This is a genomic window from Massilia sp. FBCC-B171 (assembly GCF_059134155.1).
Genome location: NZ_CP101443.1, coordinates 3,161,888 through 3,180,304 on the forward strand (window position 1 = coordinate 3,161,888; position 18,417 = coordinate 3,180,304).

General features: G+C 61.7%; 18 protein-coding genes and 1 tRNA gene. 12 read left to right on the forward strand and 7 right to left on the reverse strand.

Going from position 1 to position 18,417, the window contains the following annotated elements:
- Positions 1-6: 6 nt before the first annotated feature.
- The 7 genes from NMB41_RS14305 to NMB41_RS14335 form a co-directional block, all read right to left on the reverse strand.
- Positions 7-1,197: an acyl-CoA dehydrogenase family protein gene (locus NMB41_RS14305; protein ID WP_494378484.1), complete on the reverse strand. Its 1,191-nt coding sequence runs from the start codon at positions 1,195-1,197 to the stop codon at positions 7-9.
- Between the two features lie 145 nt (positions 1,198-1,342).
- Entirely contained in the window at positions 1,343-3,583 is a 2,241-nt protein-coding gene (locus NMB41_RS14310) for a carboxy terminal-processing peptidase (protein ID WP_494378485.1), read from the reverse strand.
- A 158-nt stretch (positions 3,584-3,741) separates the two neighbouring features.
- Complete coding sequence (locus tag NMB41_RS14315) at positions 3,742-4,299, reverse strand: hypothetical protein (RefSeq protein ID WP_494378486.1); 558 nt, start codon at positions 4,297-4,299, stop codon at positions 3,742-3,744.
- A gap of 23 nt (positions 4,300-4,322) precedes the next feature.
- Complete coding sequence (locus tag NMB41_RS14320; protein ID WP_494382844.1) at positions 4,323-4,841, reverse strand: thymidine kinase; 519 nt, start codon at positions 4,839-4,841, stop codon at positions 4,323-4,325.
- 107 nt (positions 4,842-4,948) lie between these two features.
- Entirely contained in the window at positions 4,949-5,515 is a 567-nt protein-coding gene (locus tag NMB41_RS14325) for a sugar O-acetyltransferase (RefSeq protein ID WP_494378487.1), read from the reverse strand.
- Complete coding sequence (locus NMB41_RS14330) at positions 5,516-7,759, reverse strand: penicillin acylase family protein (RefSeq protein WP_494378488.1); 2,244 nt, start codon at positions 7,757-7,759, stop codon at positions 5,516-5,518.
- A 40-nt stretch (positions 7,760-7,799) separates the two neighbouring features.
- The gene (locus NMB41_RS14335) at positions 7,800-8,588 is read right to left on the reverse strand and encodes a ParB N-terminal domain-containing protein (protein WP_494382845.1); all 789 of its coding nucleotides are present in this window, start codon (positions 8,586-8,588) and stop codon (positions 7,800-7,802) included.
- 150 nt (positions 8,589-8,738) lie between these two features.
- On the opposite strand from NMB41_RS14335, the gene NMB41_RS14340 reads away from it, so the two are divergent.
- The 12 genes from NMB41_RS14340 (at position 8,739) to NMB41_RS14395 (ending at position 18,308) form a co-directional block, all read left to right on the forward strand.
- Positions 8,739-8,825: transfer RNA gene (locus NMB41_RS14340), tRNA-Leu, on the forward strand.
- 174 nt (positions 8,826-8,999) lie between these two features.
- A complete protein-coding gene (locus tag NMB41_RS14345) occupies positions 9,000-10,202 on the forward strand; it encodes a tyrosine-type recombinase/integrase (RefSeq protein WP_494382846.1) in 1,203 nt (400 codons plus the stop codon).
- Positions 10,195-10,959 carry a hypothetical protein gene (locus NMB41_RS14350; protein WP_494378489.1) on the forward strand — a complete coding sequence of 255 codons (765 nt, stop codon included), beginning with the start codon at positions 10,195-10,197 and terminating at the stop codon, positions 10,957-10,959. The genes NMB41_RS14345 and NMB41_RS14350 overlap by 8 nt, the downstream gene beginning before the upstream one ends.
- Positions 10,960-11,087: 128 nt before the next feature.
- Positions 11,088-11,294, forward strand: coding sequence for a helix-turn-helix transcriptional regulator (locus tag NMB41_RS14355; protein WP_494378490.1), 207 nt, complete (start codon positions 11,088-11,090; stop codon positions 11,292-11,294).
- 309 nt (positions 11,295-11,603) lie between these two features.
- Entirely contained in the window at positions 11,604-11,948 is a 345-nt protein-coding gene (locus NMB41_RS14360; protein WP_494378491.1) for a hypothetical protein, read from the forward strand.
- Entirely contained in the window at positions 11,938-12,357 is a 420-nt protein-coding gene (locus NMB41_RS14365) for a DNA primase (RefSeq protein WP_494378492.1), read from the forward strand. Before NMB41_RS14360 ends, NMB41_RS14365 begins: the two co-directional genes overlap by 11 nt.
- Positions 12,350-13,423 (forward strand): AAA family ATPase, encoded by a 1,074-nt coding sequence (locus NMB41_RS14370; RefSeq protein WP_494378493.1) that lies wholly within the window; start codon positions 12,350-12,352, stop codon positions 13,421-13,423. Before NMB41_RS14365 ends, NMB41_RS14370 begins: the two co-directional genes overlap by 8 nt.
- Positions 13,424-13,550: 127 nt before the next feature.
- A complete protein-coding gene (locus tag NMB41_RS14375) occupies positions 13,551-13,760 on the forward strand; it encodes a helix-turn-helix transcriptional regulator (RefSeq protein ID WP_494378494.1) in 210 nt (69 codons plus the stop codon).
- A 93-nt stretch (positions 13,761-13,853) separates the two neighbouring features.
- Positions 13,854-15,083 carry a phage major capsid protein gene (locus NMB41_RS14380; protein WP_494378495.1) on the forward strand — a complete coding sequence of 410 codons (1,230 nt, stop codon included), beginning with the start codon at positions 13,854-13,856 and terminating at the stop codon, positions 15,081-15,083.
- Positions 15,084-15,384: 301 nt separating this feature from the next.
- Positions 15,385-15,639, forward strand: a complete 255-nt coding sequence (locus tag NMB41_RS14385; protein ID WP_494378496.1) for a hypothetical protein — start codon at positions 15,385-15,387, stop codon at positions 15,637-15,639.
- Positions 15,636-15,950 carry an HNH endonuclease gene (locus NMB41_RS14390; protein ID WP_494378497.1) on the forward strand — a complete coding sequence of 105 codons (315 nt, stop codon included), beginning with the start codon at positions 15,636-15,638 and terminating at the stop codon, positions 15,948-15,950. The genes NMB41_RS14385 and NMB41_RS14390 overlap by 4 nt, the downstream gene beginning before the upstream one ends.
- 201 nt (positions 15,951-16,151) lie before the next feature.
- Entirely contained in the window at positions 16,152-18,308 is a 2,157-nt protein-coding gene (locus NMB41_RS14395; RefSeq protein ID WP_494378498.1) for a hypothetical protein, read from the forward strand.
- The last annotated feature ends 109 nt before the right edge of the window (positions 18,309-18,417 follow it).

The window sequence follows — 18,417 nt, forward strand, 5'->3', positions numbered from 1 at the left end:
TTCTCCTTACAAGCCCAGGATCATCTGGGTGATGATGTTGCGTTGGATCTCGTTCGAGCCGCCGTAGATGGAGGTCTTGCGATAGTTGAAGTAGTGCGAGAGCAGCGGCGCGGCGTCGTCGTCATTGACCACGCTGTGTTCGTTCGCGCCTTCCAGGTAGTCGGGATCGAAGGGCAGTGCCATCGGGCCAACGGCTTCGACCATCAGCTCGGAGAGCTGCTGCTGTATGTCGGTGCCGCGCACTTTCAGGACCGACGCTTCCGGCCCCGGGCCCTTGTCGGCGCGCGAGAGCACGCGCAGCACCGTCATTTCCAGCGCCATCAATTCGATTTCCAGGCTGGCCAGCTTCGCACTGAACAGCGGGTCTTCGATCAGGGGCTTGCCGTTCTTGCTTTCGCGCGCGGCCAGGGTTTTCAGGAAGGCCAGTTCGCGCTTCGAGCGGCCCACGGCGGCGATGCCGGTGCGTTCGTGGCCGAGCAGGTATTTGGCATAGGTCCAGCCGCGGTTTTCCTGGCCGACCAGGTTCGCCACCGGCACGCGCACGTTGTCGAAGAAGACTTCGTTCACTTCATGGTCTTCGTCGAGCATGATGATCGGGCGCACCGTGATGCCCGGGGTGTGCATATCAATTAAGAGGAACGAGATGCCCTCCTGCTTGCGCACGCCCGTATCGGTGCGCACCAGGCAGAAGATCATGTCGGCGTGCTGGGCCAGCGTGGTCCAGGTTTTCTGGCCGTTGACGATGTAGTGCTCGCCATCCCTGACGGCGGTGGTCTTCAGCGAGGCCAGGTCGGAGCCGGCGCCCGGCTCCGAATAGCCCTGGCACCACCAGTCCTCGCAGGACAGGATGCGCGGCAGGTAATGGGCTTTTTGTTCGGGACTGCCGAAGGCCATGATGACCGGGGCGACCATATTGACGCCGAAGGGCATGATCTGCGGCGTGCCGGCGCGGGCGCATTCTTCGTCGAAAATATGGCGCTGGACCGGCGTCCAGCCCGGACCGCCGAACTCGACCGGCCAGCCTGGGGCAACCCAGCCTTTTTCCGCCAGAATCTTGTGCCAGCGGACGCTGTCGTCCTTGGAGAGGCGCAGGTGGCGGCGCACTTTGTGCTGCAGCTCAAGAGGCAGCGCCTCGGCCAGGAAGGTCCGCACTTCGTCGCGAAATGCCAGGTCTTCATCGAGATAGTTCAGGTCCATTCAGTCTCCTCGTTATCGTCGCGCCAGACGAAAAAGCACGATCGTTCTAAGAGGATTGTAGCCGAAAAAAGATGGGCTAAGCAAAATGAAAAAGGGTGGCCAATCCGTCTCCGGATTTGCCACCCTTGTCCTGGAATGCCGGGGTTTATTCCGGCTTGACCGCGACCATGTAAGGCATGGTGCGGGACGCCATGCGGGTATCGGTTTTCAGCATGCCAGCTTCGTCGGCCAGGATATGTGCCGCTTCCTGCAGCAGCACGTCCTTCGCATCCTTGGCTGCTTTTTCGGCCGCAATTTCCGCCGACAGGGCGCGCTCGTCGCCCTGCAAGCCGTCGTCGCGCATGGCACTGCGCGCCGCCACCACGGCCTTGGCCGGACGGGTAGGCTCGGGCACCTTGCTGCGTGCTTCCTTGCCGCCTGGCGCTGCGACCGGCTCGTCGACGCTGCCCTTGGCCGCGGCCAGGCGCGCTTCGCGCAGCTTGGCGCGCGCATCCTGGGCGTCGCGCTCCTTGCGGCGCACGGCTTCGTTCAGCGAGATCGCGTTTTCCTTACGCAGCTTCATGATTTCGGCGATGTCTTCGCGCAGGTCCTGGAACTCCTTGTCCTTGGCGATGCGTGCCTCATGGCGCTTTTGCAGGGGCGCGACCAGTTCCTTCAGGTCACCCGACGGAATATACGTAGCCGGCTTGATCGACACCCATGGCAGGGCATTGTCGAAGGAGGATTCGCCGAAGCTGTCCGGATCGGTGGTCACCGGCAGCTTGATGTCGGGCGTGACGCCGCGCAGCTGGGTGGTGCCGCCATTGATGCGGAAGAACTGGGCGATCGTCATTTTCAGTTCGCCATAACGCACTTTCTCGGACTGCGAGAAGCGGTCGAGGTCGATCAGGGTCTGGACCGTGCCCTTGCCGAAGCTCGGTTCGCCGATCACGAGGCCGCGGCCGTAATCCTGGATCGCGGCGGCGAAGATTTCCGAGGCCGAGGCCGAACCGCGGTTGATCAGCACGCCCATCGGGCCATCCCAGGCAAGACCCGCTGCCGTGTCGCTCTCGACTTCGACGCGCCCTTCCGCCGTGCGCTGCTGCACCACCGGGCCCTTGTCGATGAACAGGCCCGTCAGCTCGACCGCCTCGATCAGCGAACCGCCGCCGTTGTTGCGCAGGTCGATCAGGACGTTGTCGACTTTTTCCTTCTTGAGTTCGCCGAGGATGCGGGCGACGTCGCGCGTGGCGCTCTTGAAGTCCTTGTCGCCCTTGCGGCGCGCTTCGAAGTCCTGGTAGAAGGTCGGCAGCGAGATGATGCCGATGCGGCGGTTCACGCCGTTTTCCTTGACCTGGATGATCGACTTCTTGGCGGCCTGCTCTTCCATGCTGATTTTCTTGCGCACCATCGAGACGGTGACGTGCTTGGCGTCCACGCCGGCGTCGCCCGGAATCACGTCCAGGCGCACCGTGGTGCCTTTTTCGCCGCGCACCAGCTGCACGACATCGTCGATGCGCCAGCCGAGCACGTCGGTGAAGGCGCCGGTGCCTTGTGCCACGCCGACGATGCGGTCGCCGACTTTGAGCTTGCCGGATTTGTCGGCCGGGCTGCCCGGCACGATTTCGCGGATCACGGTGTAGTCTTCACGCGATTGCAGGACGGCGCCGATACCTTCCAGCGACAGGCGCATGGCGATGTCGAAGTTGTCCGCCGAGCGCGGGCCGAGGTAATTGGTGTGCGGTTCGATCGCCGTGGCGTAGGCGTTCATGAACATCTGGAACACGTCTTCGTTGTTCAGCTTCTTCATGCGCGAGATGTAATTCTCGTAGCGCTTGTCGAGCGTGTCGCGGATGGCTTTCTCTTCCTTGCCGGCCAGTTTCAGGCGCAGCCAGTCGTTCTTGACGCGCTTCCTCCACAGGTCGCGCACCTCGTCCTCGGTCTTGGCCCACGGGGCTTTTTCGCGATCGAGCTGCAGGGTTTCGTCGGTCGTGAAGTCGAGTTTGGTTTTCAGCAGGCCGCGCGCATAGTTCATGCGGTCGGCAAAGCGCTGCTGGTACAGGTTGTAGATGGCAAACGGCTGCGCCAGGTCTTCGTTGTTGATGGCGTCATCGAATTTCGTGCGCATCGGGGCGAAGCGGTCGACGTCGGCCTGGGTGAAATAGAGCTTTTCGCTGTCGAGCGTTTCGAAATAATTGTCGAAGATCTTTTCCGACATTGCATCGTCGAGCGGCATTGCCTTGTAGTGGTAGCGGCCCAGCACGCGCGAGGCCCACAACGCGGCTTGCGTTTGTGCGGCAACGGGTTTCATCTGGGTGGATGCGACTTTTTCCGGCTGTGCGGTGACCGCGTGCGTCGACATGGCGCAGGCGGCGGCCAGGGCAACGATCAACATCTGCTTCTTCATTAGTCGTTCTCCGAACGTGAACTTGAGTTTGGTACTGATGCGCCGGATACCTGTGGTATCGACGGCGTGCGAACCCATTCTACAGGAACGCGGGCGCGCGTCGAGTCGCCTCGTGCGGGGCGTAGTGACAAGATTAAGGTTGGCTTAAGGCGCTGCGGTCAGGCGCGCACGAGTCGAAACAGCAAGTCGTGCCACAGATACATGGCCGCGCCCAGCGCCAGCACGATCAGCCAGGGCCAGGAACGCGCCGCCAGGCGCCAGTCGACCGGAGACGGCCAGAAGGACAGGAACTGGGGCGCCAGCAGCACGGCAATGGCCAGGTCGACGGGGGCGAAGCGCCAGCCGGGCCCGGTCCGCCAGGCGGCCACGGCCAGCGGCAGCAGCAGGATCAAGAGCGGCGCCAGCGCGGCCGGGGCCGCGTTGTACCAGCGCAGGTTGGAAAAGGTGACGGAACCGAGCTCCCAGACCTTGCCCTTGCGGCGTGGAAACAGGCTGATATTGGTTGGCTCGGCATTGGTGAGCAGGCCGACGCCGAAGTGGGCGAGCTCGTGGCACAAGGTACCGGGCGCGGTCAGCAGAAAGAAGGCGGGATGGGCGCCCGACAATATCCAGAACAGGAAAGCGACCGCGGCCGAGGGAACCAGGTACAGCAGGATGTCTGCCTGGCCGCACAAGAAGCCCGGCAGCAAGGCCGTGCAGGCAGGCAGCAGGCTCATCGCGTCTTACTTCGACGTGAACGTCAGGAGTAAAAACAGCGGCCGCAGGCCTGGCGGTAGCTCTCGTTGCCCCCGATACTGACCTGCTCGCCTTCGCGAATGCGGCGGCCCTCCTCGTCAACGCGGATGTTCATCGTCGCCTTCTTGCCGCAGGTGCAGATGTTCTTGATTTCCTCGATGTCGTCGGCCAGCGCCAGCAGATAGGCCGAGCCCGGGAAAGGGTCGCCGCGGAAATCGCTGCGCAGGCCATAGCAGATGACGGGCACGCCGCGCACCTGGGCCAGCTGGTGCAGCTGCTGCACCTGCGCCTTGTCGAGGAACTGGGCTTCGTCGACCAGCACGCAGGCCACCGCCGGCGCAGCGGCCAGGAAATTGGTGCCGCCATCGAAGGTATCGACCTCGCGCTGCGGGCCGAGACGCGAGGTGATCAGGCCGACGCCGTAGCGGTTGTCGATCGCCGCCGTGTAGAGCTTGACCTGCTGGCCCTGTTCTTCGTAGTTATGCGCGACCTGAAGCAGCGCCGTGGATTTGCCGGCGTTCATCGCCGAATACCTGAAATAGAGTTTTGCCACTGCCCTGCCCGTGCGCCGATTGAAATGGAGACCAAATTTCGCGAAATTATAACAAGCGCAAGCCCGCCCGCGCCAGCTCAGCCGTTGGCTCTGGCCGCAACCAGGCGCGCGGGATTGCCGGCCACCGTCGCACCGGCCGGTACATCGCGCGTCACCACGCTGCCGGCGCCGACGATCGCGTTGTCGCCGATCGTCACGCCGGGAAGGATGATGGCGCCGCCGCCGATCCAGACATTGCTGCCGATCGTGACCGGCACGCCCGACTCCAGGCCGCTGCGCCGCAGATCTGGATCGCGCGGATGGTCGGCGGTGTAGATCTGCACGGCCGGGCCGATGCGGGTTTCCTCGCCGATCGTCACGCGCACGACGTCGAGGATCACGCAGTTGTAATTGATGAAGACATTCTTGCCGACGTGGATGTTGCTGCCATAGTCGCAGTAGAACGGCGGACGCAGCAGTGCGCCCTCGCCCACGCTGCCCAGGCGCTCGCGAAGCAGCGCGTCCCAGACATCCGCAGTGTCGCCGAGCGCCGCGTTGTAGCGCGCCAGCCAGGCCGCGCAGGCGGCCAGTTCCGCCTGGATCTCCGGGCAGGAGGCGTGGTACAGCTCGCCGGCCAGCATTTTCTGCAGTTCAGTTTTTGCCATTTACTTTCCCGGCTGATAGCTGCGCTCGAGCTGTTTCTCGATGTCTTCCTTGTAGAAAAGCACGTCCTTGAATTCGCCGCGGCTGTACATTTCCGCCTGGTCGGCGAAATGCTTCGAGGCCGGATTGCTGCTCTGGCCGCCCGCGAGGATGCTTTTCGCTTTCAGCTTCGGCCCGAATTCGACGGCGGCGACGAAACTGTTGCCGCGATCGCCGTAGATGCGCTTGGTCTTTTGCTTGGCCACCATGCCGAACGAGGCGAGCGAACCCCAGTTGGCCGAGGTGAAGGCCACCGGCCAGCTCGGTTTGCTGTCGTCGTATTCCTGGGCCACCTCGCCGCTGATGCGCTGGAAGCGGTTGATCTCGCCCCAGGGCGTTTTCCAGGTGCCGAAGTCTTTCACCAGCTTCGCACTGGCGCGGCTCAAGGCCTCGAGGCGCTCGTCGGCGTTGAGCCGGGTGGTGATGAAGTCGACCGTCGGCAGCTTGGCTTCACGTGCGCGCGGCGCGTTGGCCGCCACCATTTCCTGGCCCCAGTAGACGGCCAGCGCGGTCGGCACCGAGTCCGCCGCGAAGCGCAGGTTCCAGCCGCGCAGGCTGGCCACCTGCTCGGCCAGCGCGGTCCTGCGGGCGTCGCCTGCCGGCAGCGCATCGAAGTCCTTTGCCAGCTGCGGCACCAGCGGTTCAAAAGCCGTCAGGTAGCTGTCGTAGCCGGCTGCGATCAGGCTGTCGATGGTGAGCGCTTTGGCGTCTTTCAGCACCCGCTCGGCGTGCACGCCGCGCGCGTTTTCCGGCAGCGACCACATGTAGTCCGGATAATCCTTGCGCTTCGGGCTGTTCGCGCCGGAGGAACTGAAGGGCCAGTTGTTGGTGTTCGAGATATAGCCGCTGGCCGGATTGAACAGCGTGATCGTCTCGGGAATCGCGTGCAGGCCCTGCCATTCGGTGGCCGGGTTGCTGCCGTCGACCGGTTTCGACCAGTCGAAACGCGGGTCGCGCTTCGGGATGAAATTGCCGTGGAAATAGGCGATGTTCCCGTCGGCGTCGGCATACACCGTGTTGTTCGAGGAATTCGTGCGCAGTTCCATCGCCTTGTAGAAGGCCGCGTAGTTCTTCGCCTTGGTGCGCGAATACGATTGGCTCAAGGCCTTGACCGGTTCGTCCATCATCTTGACGGCGACCCATTTGCCGTTCTCGCTGCGCACGACCGGGCCGTGGTGGCTGAAGTAAGCCGTGACAGTGCGGCTACCCATGCCGCCGTCGGCTTTCTTGAAGGGCAGCGTCACCGGCACGGCGCGCAGGGCGCGTTCCTTGCCGCCGTATCGGTAGAAGAACTTGCCTTTGCGCTGGACGACCGTTTCCAGGTATTCGTCGATCACGTCGCCGCCGCCCGAGGTATGCATCCAGCCGGCGCGGTCGTTAAAGCCCTGGTAGATGAAGAACTGGCCCCAGGTAACGGCGCCATAGGCGTTCAGGCCTTCTTCGCTGACCATGTGGATTTCGGGGCGGAAGTAGAACGAGGTGTGCGGATTGATCAAGAGCAGCGGGTGGCCCGATGCGGACAGCTTGGGTGCGATCGCAAAGCCGTTCGAGCCGCGCGGCTCGGCGTCGCGCAGGTTGATATTGTCGGCAAGCTTGTTCGCAATGCTGGGCGCCGGCGCCTTGCCGTAGAAGGCTTCGAGCTGCTTGAGGTCGATCTCTTCGATGTCGCCGCCGATGCTGCCCTCGCTGAACGACAGCGCCATCCAGGGCTCGAAGCGGGTGAGCAGCTTCGGCTTCACTTCCGGATGCGTGTGCAGATAAAAATTCAGGCCGTCGGCCCAGGCGGACATCAAGGTCTTGAGCCAGGCGGGACTGGCCGCGTATTTGGCCTGCATGTCCCGGGGCGTGATGTAGAGCTTCATGCGCAGGTCGCGCCAGACTTCCTTCTCGCCCTCGACCTCGGCCAGGCGCCCCATCGCATTGATGTAATTGAGTTCGACGCGGTTGAAATCGTCCTCGGCCTGGGCGTAGATCATGCCGAAGACGGCGTCGGCGTCGCGCTTCCCGAACACGTGCGGGATGCCCCATTTGTCGCGCATGATGGTGACCCGCGAGGCCAGCGCTTGCCAGCGCGCCAGGTCCGCCGCAGCCGGCGCCGTGCGTACGGGTGCTGCGCCGGCGCCCGTTCGTGGCGCCGGTTCGGCCAGCGCAGTTGCAGCGGCAAGGGTGCCGGCCAGGGTCATTGCGACAAAACGGGACAGGATCATGCGTGATTCTCCGGTTGTGGGCGGCCTGGCCGGCCGTGGTTCAGGTGACGTTATTGGCGAGCTTTTGCTTGAGTATTTCGTTCTCGGTCAGCAGGGTCGCCATGCGGTCCTTCAGCGCGGCGATCTCGGCTTTCAGTGCGGCTTTCTCGTCGATCGGCTCGCCGTCCGGCCCGAGCTTCTTCGGCTTGTTCGCCGCCTTTTGCTCGCGCACGTGGCGCGCGGCCTGCTGGAGTTCCTTGCGCCCGCCGGCAACCGCGGCGATCTGCTCCGACTCAGTCAACTGCGACACGTTGGCGGCGGCATTGATCGAAATCGTACCCGAGCGCACGGCTTCCACCAGCTGCGGCGTGGCCGCCTTCTGGATGCGCTCGATCTGGCTGATGGTATTGCTCGACACGCGCGCCGCTTTCGCGACTTCCTCGCGCGTATTCCAGGGCGGCGGCGGGCGCGGATCGAGGTCGTCCGGATCCGGCGCCGGCGGCGCATCGGCCATTTTCTGGGCCATGCGCGCGGTGACGATTTCCTTCTTGCGCAGAGCCAGCAGGCCGCGCTGGAAATCGGACACGCTGCGCCGCGCCAGGTGGTTGTCGATCATCCACAGCATCACGTCTTCGATCGATTCGAAGCTGTTGTTATGGACGGTACGAAACGGGATGTTGTTGCGGCGGCAGATCTCGTAGCGATTATGGCCGTCGATCAGGACGTCGCGCCACAGCACGAGGGCGTCGCGGCAGCCTTCGGCCAGCAGGCTGCGTTCGAGGGCGGCGTGCTCGACTTCGGTGAGCGGGTCGACGAAGGCGCGCAACTGGTCGTTGATGGTAATGGTGATGGTCAATTCAGGTCCTTGTGCTTCATGTCACGGCGCGAATGCGAGGCTTCTCAGCGCCGGTGAGCATGCTACACCATTCGCTGGCCGGGCCATAGAAGCGATGCAGCTTTGGCACGCATCGGCACGCCTGTGCTAGAATCCTGCCGCGCTGCCCCGATGGTGAAACTGGTAGACACCCGGGACTTAAAATCCCGTGCTCGCAAGGGCGTGCCGGTTCGATTCCGGCTCGGGGCACCAAAAGACAGTGTTACGCAGTAGCAAGATGCACCAAAACCCGCATACCCTATAGGTACTGCGGGTTTTTTGTTGTGTCACTCCGTACCATCCAGTAGCGTAGAATGGTAAGCATCTGGCGGTATTTCTGACGGTATGTTCGATACCGGCACCATCAGATACCGTCAGGGAGACACGATGCCATTAACCGCAACATTCGTAGACAAGGTGAAAGCGACCGGCGCCGCAACAGGCGACAAGCACGCCGACGGCGGGGGTATGTACTTGCTGGTGAAGCCAGTCGGCAAATACTGGCGGATGGACTACCGGTTCGACGGCAAGCGCAAGACCCTGGCGCTGGGCGTGTATCCCGAAGTATCGCTAGCGAAGGCCCGTACGCGCCGCACCGAGGCCCGCGAGAAGCTTGCCGAAGGCATCGACCCTAACGAGGCCAAGCGGGCCGGCAAGAGCGCCAGGACCGCTGCTGTAACCACCTTTGAGACTGTCGCGCGCACTTGGCTGGCCAAGACTGCTGCGAACCGGGCTGAGAGCACGCAGGAGAAAAACACCTCTTGGCTCGAGCGAAACGTGTTTCCAACGCTGGGCAATCTGCCGATTGGCGCTATAGGCCCGCGTGATGTGCTCGATGCGCTCCACAAGATCGAAGCACGCGGCGCAATCGAGTCTGCGCACAAGATCAAGCAGCTATGCGGCCAGGTGTTCCGTTTTGCTGTCGCTGGTGGCCTGGCGGAGCGCGATGTGACAGCGGACCTGCGCGGCGCCCTCTCTGCCGTCCCGAAGGCTCACTACGCCGCGATCACCGACCCGGCGCAGGTTGGCCCCCTATTGCGAGCGATCGACGCCTACAACGGCCACCCGTACGCCCGCGCCGCCCTGCAGCTCTCCCCGCTGGTGTTCGTTCGTCCTGGCGAGCTGCGATCAGCGGAATGGTCTGAGTTCGACCTGGACGCGGCTGAGTGGCGTATCCCCGGCGTCAAGATGAAGATGCGCAGTGATCACCTGGTGCCGTTGTCCGTCCAGTCCATCGAGATCCTGCGCAGCGTGCACCGGATGACAAGCAGCGGCAAATACGTGTTTCCCAGCATCCGGACGGCTGAGAGGTGCATGAGCGAGAACACCGTCAATGCAGCGCTGCGGGGCATGGGCTACACCAAGGACGTGATGACGGCCCACGGCTTCCGGGCGATGGCGCGGACGATCCTCGACGAGGTGCTGGGCGAACGCGTCGACCTGATCGAGCACCAGCTGGCGCACGCGGTCAAGGATCCAAACGGCCGGGCCTACAACCGCACCGCCCACCTGCCGGCGCGGCGGGAAATGATGCAGCGCTGGGCGAACTATTTAAATTCACTGCGAACGGGAGAGACATTCGATGCGTAACAGACTACCAATCACCGATGAGCTTTTGACTCTGATAGCAGAGTGTGAAGCCATAGTAGACAAACTGACGGTGCCCATTCATGTGGCTGACGGTATGTTTGCTCCACTGGGACTGAAACTAGTCAACATGGCGGAGGGGTATGAGTACGAGTTAACCGAGAAGTACGGCGATCGTCTTTCAGACTACTTAACGGAATGCTTCCGTGTTACTCGAGTCGCGCTGAGTGCTGATATAAGGCGGTCTGGTGAGTCCGTCTTCGCGTCCTGGGCTTGGATAGGAGCTGCATACGTGGTCGACGGCGTTATCAAGTCCCCCTTGCTCACCCGCTTAGAGACCAATGAAGAACTCGCTACCTTCCTTGACTGCATGGTGCTCAATTTCCTTATCGCTGCTGCGGAACACTGCTGGAAAAAGGATGCAAACAATGTTGCGGCATGTGTCTTTGAAGCAATGGAGGCACGGCGTCTGAGTGATCACGTATTAGCCGCGGTTGTTCCTCAAAAGTCGCCTAAGGACATTCTGTCGGAATTTGGCCGTGCTGGCGCCCAAGCGCGGCATCAAGAAAATTACCAGATGAAGGCTGAGGTCTTCACCTGGTGCGATGCCAACATGGGGAATTACAGCAGTATGGATAGTGCAGCGTCCGCGATCGTCGATGCGAAATTGGTACCGGTTGTTTTCCGTACGGTTCGCGCTTGGGTAAGCGAGTGGAAAAAACAGTCTACCGGCAAGAAGCAACCTTTCCCGCTGCACTGACGCTTATACCAGCAGCTCGCCAGGCCTGCGCAAGGCGTAACCCTTCCAAGGAGAGGGGCTTATACGCGCGGCCGGAATAGAAGAAAGTGCACTCCATCGCGCTACGGCGTATCTTTTTGGAGTGCACAATGTCATCGAACGTCATCCGCCTTTCTGAGTTGGCCACCACCAAGGGCAAGCCTGGCAAGCTGCCAGTGAGCCCTGCGACCATCTGGCGCTGGGTCCGTGAGGGGCGCTTTCCAAAACCATTCAAACTCGGGCAGGCTGTAACTGTCTGGGATGCCGATCAGGTCGAGCAGTTCATTGCAGCCCAGGCCGGGAGCACCATCCAGTGACCGCCCGCGCTCGCGTGGTGCGCGGTAACACTGAAAATCCCTTGACGCTTTGTCACAGGTCAGACTATGCTGATTCTGTCGCGAAAAAAGAAGCGACCGGGTTTGGAAGCCCGATCTACTCAAGGCGGACAACCGCCAATGGCGGTATTTTTTCGTCCGTACCACGTCGTGCCTTCAATGAGCGGCGGTGGTTAGGAGGCTCACGCCTGCCGGTTTCCTTGAGTGCCGGTCTTCCAACCTTTCCATCGCTGCTCACCCCGTTTGGAAGCGGGGCGAGCGGTCCTAAACCGCTACTCAAGGAGGCTCGCCATGCCTAGCACCAACTCGTCCCCAATTTCCCCATCCGCCGTCCATCAAGCGATTACCTTCGTCCACGACGAAGCGAAGAACGTCCCATTTGCCGCCCTGGTCGACAAGATGCATGCCCTGTCCAATGGCCTGCAGCTTTGCCTTGAACTGATCGAGACAAGCAATACCGCCCGAGATTGTGGCTGCGACGATCTGACGCCGACGCTTGGCCCCTACGACACCGGCCGCATGATGCGCCTGGCTGTCGCTACCTCCGGAGTCCTTGCAGACCTGGTGGAAGAACACCTTGCCGCGATCAACCGCAACGCGAAGCCGGCAGCGAAGGGAGACAGCCATGGGAGCTGATGCCCTGCTCTCACGCCTGGATCGCGTCCGCAAGTCCGGCAATGGCCGCTGGACGTGCCGTTGCCCTGCCCACGACGACAAAGGCCCGAGCCTGTCTATTCGCGAACTGGATGACGGTCGCGTGCTGCTCCACTGCTTCGCCGGCTGCGAGGCACAAAGCGTGCTCGATGCGATCGGCCTGACCTTTGACGACCTCTTCCCCGAGAAGCTCGGCGGCGACGTCATGAAGCGCGAGCGCCGCCCATTTATCGCGGGCGATGTGCTGCGCTGCCTCTCCTTCGAGGCGCTCGTCATCTACCAATGCGCCAACCAACTAGCGAAAGGCCAACCATTGACCACTGAAGCTCGAAAGCGCTTGCTCACAGCAGCCACACGATTCCAACACGGCGCGGGGGTGGCCAATGCATAACGACTGGCCCAGCATCGAACGAGGCGCGGCAGCACTGGACAAGGCGCCGTCGTCGGAGCGCGTCGTCAAGCTGCGATGCGGCGCCGGAATCAAGCCCCAAGCGATCACCTGGTTGTGGGATGGCTGGCTCCCCGCCGGCAAGCTCACGATTCTGGCGGGCGCCGCCGGTACCGGCAAGACAACGCTGGCGCTCGGCCTGGCTGCTGCCCTGACTGGCGGAGCACGCTGGCCTGATGGGAAGGCCAGCAAGGCGCTAGGCAACGTCCTGATCTGGTCTAGCGAGGACAACCCTGACGATACGCTTGTGCCGCGCCTGATCGCAGCCGGGGCTGACATGGCGCGCTGCCACTTCATTGAAGGCGTTACACAGAACGGCGAGAGCGTACCGTTCGACCCGTCAAAGGACATACACGAGCTCCACAAGGCCGTCATGCATATTGGCGGCGTCTCGCTGCTCATCATCGACCCGATCGTGAGTGCTGTAGCAGGCGATATGAACATGGCTAACCATGTACGGCGCAGCCTGCAGGCAGTGATCGACTTCGCGGAGATCCACAAGTGCGCAGTGATCGGCATCACGCACTTCGCGAAGGGTGGCGCCGGCAAGTCTCCACAGGACCGCGTAATCGGCTCTCAGGCCTTCGGCGCGCTGGCCCGCATGGTGTTGGTGGCCGCCAAGGAAGAGGACGGCGTGCGCCGCGTCCTGGCCCGGGCCAAGTCCAACATCGCGCCGGATGATGGCGGCGTGGCGTACCAGCTCGACGTGGTGGAGATCGATGGTGGCATCCAGACTACTCGAGCCCGATGGGATGGCGTAATCGAGGGCAGCGCACGAGAGATCCTGGGCGACGTCGAACACGACGAGAACGACGACGGCGGAGAGAAAGCCGACGCGGAACAGTTCCTGCGCGATCTCCTGGCGGACGGCCCGCTCCCAACCAAGCAGATCAAGGCCGACGCTGACGGCGCCGGGTACAGCTTTGCGACGATCCGCCGTGCTCAGAAAGCTTTGGGCATCACTGCCAAAAAAGACGGCATGTCGGGTGGTTGGAAGTGGGAACTGTGATTCCGAAGGTGCTCACGAAGGCGCTCACTTTTCCCGAAGGCGCTCACGTTATTTTCATGAGCGCCTTCGGTAATTTTGAGCGCCTTCGGGGAATTTGCAACACAAATTATTTAGGAGCAACAACCACATGACCGCAGTTATTAGCCAGTACATGCGTCGCCAACTGGTGGCCTACGAGCTCGGAATCAGCCGCCATACCCTGTCCCGCATGATCAAGTCAGACGCGGCCTTCCCGCGCTTCTTCGAGATCACGCCTGGCATTGCAGTGATCGCCCGCGCCGACTTCGATCATTGGCTGCGCACAAAGCGCCTTGCTGCCCTTACAGCGCCTGGATGATCCCAACTGCACCGCGTCGCAACCGGATTGCCGATTGCGGCGCGCCGCGCACCTGAGCGATTCTCTGTGGACACTTACCACATGGAAAAACTTATGTCCAAACTTGCAGAACTTCGCGCTGAACACGACCAAATCGGAATTCGTACCAAGCAGCTCCTAGACGAGCACCCGGGCGCAAGCTGGGGGCCAAAGCAGCAAACGGAATGGAATGCGCTCCTGCATCGCGGTGGCCAGGTCAAAGCCGAACTTCACGCTATTGAGATCAGTGCCCAAAGCGCTTCGCCAGACTGGAAAAACCATGACGGCGGCGATGTCAAAGTGCTGCGGAACAGTACCGACATCCGCGCCCACTATGCGGCAATGAACACAGGTAGTCCCCGCGCCGGCGAAGATCCGATCCGCATTGATGATTTTATGCGCGGCGTGGCCGGCATGAAGTCGAGCATGTCCGTTCAAGCAGCACTGTCCACCGGCACCGATTCGTCCGGCGGCTACATGGTCCCGAGCGTTATCATGCCCGGCATCCTGGAAGCGCTGATCCCTGCCTCCGCCCTGCTCACGGCCGGCGCCGGCATTGTCCCGCTCGACTCCGGCGCAAAGTCGTTCACCACCGCCGCTATCGACAGCATCCCTACCGCCGCGTGGCGCCTCGAGTCCGGCGCAGTTTCGGTTTCGGATCCTACCTTCCGCGCCGTCGTGGCCGCACCAAAGAGCCTGGCGTTCATGTTCAAGGTTAGCCGCGAGCTGCTGGCCGACGCTCCGAACATGGCGCAGGCGCTGAACACCGCGATCGCACAGGCATTCGCCAAGGAGCTGGACCGCGTGGGCCTGCGCGGTTCCGGTACCAACCCGCAGCCGCTGGGCATCCTCGGCACGCCTGGTATCCAGACCGTCACCAACGGCGCGAACGGCGCACTGCTTGGAACCTATGGCAACTTCATGTCGGCAACCGAAGCGCTGCTGAACGCTAACGCTCCAATGCCCACCGCAGCCATCATGGCGCCCCGCTCGCTCATTAAGCTGGCCGGCCTGACCGACACCACCAACCAGCCGCTGCGCAAGCCTGAGCTGCTGGCCAACCTGCCGATGATCGCATCGTCGCAGATCCCGACCAACCTGACCACCGGCACCTCGACCGATACCAGCGAGATCTACGTGGGCGACTTCTCGAAGGTCAACTTCATGATGCGCGAACAGGTGTCCATCCAGGTGGCTAACGAGCTGTTCGCCGGCACGGGCGAGATCGGCTTTATCTGCCACGTCCGCGCTGACGTCGCAGTGATGTATCCAAAGGCAATCGCTGTTGTAACCGGCGTCCGCTAAGGCAAGCAGGGCGTTACTCGGCGAGTGGCCCTTCATGAAATAACCCCGAGAGCGTGCAGCGGTCAATCTAACTGCGTGGCACGCACTACCTCTCCCTCTATCCAGCAAGTCCCTCCAGGGGGCTGTCCAGACCTCAAGCGACCCACCCTGGAAACCGTCCGGGTACCCATTTATTTGCGCAGTCAGGATAGAAAAACGGTTTTTTGAAACCCTGGCTGCCCAGGGGCGCCTCCGAAGTCCAGAGCGAGCCACCCGGAAATCGTCCGAGTTCACTTCGTTTAACGCTAACCCACAAAACGCCATGAAAACCACAGAGCCAAGCACTACCGCAACTGTTGTGTGCGCGCCAGGTGCTCGCACGCGCGAGGCAACCATACCGAAGGCTATCCGCACTCGCATTAACCAGCTCGCGCATCACTGCGCCCTGCGGCACGAAGCCCAAGTAAAGGCGGCGCTGCTCGAGCAGATGCTGCACATGGCAGCTGGCGGCATCAACCTCGCAGCCATGGTCGCAACGATGGACCGCCACGAGGAGCAGGAAGGCGTGAGCCGATGAAGCTGCAAACTCTAAAGCCGCGCCTGAAGGCCGCATCGCTCTCCCGCTTCCGGCTCGCCCCTGCCGCGACGGTAGAACGCAAGACAGGCAGCGCCGGGGTGAAGGACCGCAACCGCATTCGAGCGCGTGACTTCGGGCTGTGCCAAGCATGTAAGCGCGAAGGGAAGGTGACGATCGGCGTGGACGTCGACCACATCAAGCCACTGTGGGATGGTGGTAGCGATGAGGACGACAACAAGGAACTGATCTGCCTCAGCCATCATCAAGAGAAATCCAAGGCAGAGACCGCGCGCCGCAACAGCGGCGGATAGTTTTAAGACAGGGGGGGGCCATCGATTGTTCAAATTCCCTTCCCTTGGACATCCCACGTTTTCCCACGCGCAAAAAATATCCCCTTTTTTAAAACATTCAAATGGCCCTCTCCTCCCTCATTCTCATAGGAGAAATAGGACGGAAAGGGCTTTTTGATTTACCCCCGAAATTCAAATCAATCAGCAAATGAAAGGAAACATATGAGCGGCAATTTGGGCAACCTGGTCGTGACCCTCTCGGCAAACATTGCCGAGTTCAATCGCAACATGAACGATGCAAGCCAGCGAACAGAGCAGGCGATGAACAAGATCAACGGCGCGGTCAACTTGGCCAAAGGCGCCCTCGCTGGTCTGGGCGTAGGCTTGTCGGCCGGCTTCATCATCGGCGAAACAAACAAAGTGCTGGATTCCCTCGCGGCGCTGGACGACATGGCGCAGAAGACTGGATCGTCAGTCGAGAACCTGTCCAAGTTGAGCAAAGTAGCCGCGTTCACCGGCACCGACCTCGGCGCCGTCGACGGTATGCTGGTCAAGCTATCGAAGAACCTCGCGGCTGTCGACGAGGAAGGCAACAAGACCGCCAAAGCGCTCGGAGCAATCGGAATCTCCACCGACGACCTCAAGGGCAAAGACCCGGCACAGGTATTTGTCGAGGTCACGAACAAACTGCAGGACTACCAGGACGGCGCCGGCAAAGTAGCTCTGGTCACCGATCTGATGGGCAAGTCCGCAGCCGACCTTCTGCCATACATGAACGATGTGGCGGAAAGCCTCGATAAGTTCACTGCTGACAGTACGAAAGCAGCGACTGAAGCTGCCAAGCTGCAGGACGAGATGGGAAAATTGACGGTCAAATACGACGAGATCAAGAAATCGATCGTGACCGCCGCCTTGCCGGCGACGCTCGACTTCATCGAAGCGATCAAAGAGACAAACCGCCAGGCGAAGGGCCTTACGGAAAATACCTCCGTCACCACCTGGGCCGACGATGTCGCGCTTGTCATGGCTCGCATGGCAGATGGCGGCAGTCTCGTAGGGCGCACGTTCCGTGCTGTAAATGCGGAGCTGACGGCGACTGCCGCGAATATCGAGCTGATGGACACGATCTCGAAGAACGTGAACCCGATCGGTGCGGCCAAAGTCCTCGCAAGTGGCGGGAGCCCAACTGACAACATTAAAGACGCAATGGCCAAGCGTGACGCCCTGACCGCGCTTGCGTACTCGCAGATTTCCAGTCTATGGAATGATCCGATGGACAAGTACGAGCGGGCGATGCAGTCGCGTATTGCCGGGCGCTCAGACGCCGACTACATGGCGGGCGTCGATGGGCTGGCAGGGCTAACGGCAACGCAGTCGACCCGGGATCTCAATTACAAAGGGAGCGATACCAAGACGACGCCGGGCAAAGGCGGCAAAACCGCCGTCACCATGCCAGGTCTCGACATGTCGCCGGCTATGGCACGCATGAAGGAGTGGGCGCCGGATCAAGGCATGGCCGCGCGCCTGGTCGAGCAAGCAAACGACGAGACGTTCGCTATCCAAAATACCATTACTGCCACGATGGACCTGCAGGAGGCCGAGCAAAAGCGCTTTATGCAGCAGATGCGCGCAGCAGAGCAGAACGCGTCGAGCGTTGAGCAGATCCGCCAAAGCCTGATGACCGACATTGAGGCAGAACAGTTTGCTTATGAGGCACGCGTAGAGCAGCTGCGCATCTTCGGGGAAACCAAGCTCGGCAGTGAGATAGCAGCGAATGCCCTGATCGAGCAGGAGACGGCGCGCCACGAGCGGGCGAAAGCCGACATGCAACGGGTCAACCAGCTGCAATCGCTCGGTGCGATGGGCGAGACCGCAGACCAGCTGTACAACCTGCTCAAGCAGTCGGGTGAGAAGCAGAGTGGCCTTGCGAAAGCTGCTTTCCTCGCAAGCAAAGCGATTGCAGTCGCCGAGATTATCGTCCAAACGAACTTGGCCGCGTCGAAAGCTGAAGGCCAGCTCGGCATCTTCGGCTTGCCGGCTTCAGCGGTAATCCTGGCGACTGGCTACTCCCGCGCAGCGATGGTGGCGGGAACGGCGATCGCGTCGGCGGAAGGTGGTTACGACATCCCGGCCGGCGTCAATCCGGTGACTCAGCTTCATGAGAAAGAGATGGTCCTGCCCAGGGCCCAGGCGGAAGTCATTCGCGGCCTGGCCGAACGCGGCGGCGCTGGTGGCGGTGGCGTCAATGTGACCTACGCACCGAACATCACCATCGACGGGAAGACTGACATGGCCGAGAACCGCAAGATGATTGGCATGGCGGTCGCGCAAGGTAACGCGGACCTGGTGGACCGGCTGCAGCGCGCCGGCCGCATCTAATCGATGAGTAACCGCGCAATCTGTCGGTATTTTTGGCGGTACTTTCGATTAGTCCACTTCTACCGCCATAGGGTGATGCGATTCCGGCTCGGGCACCAACAGATTCTCG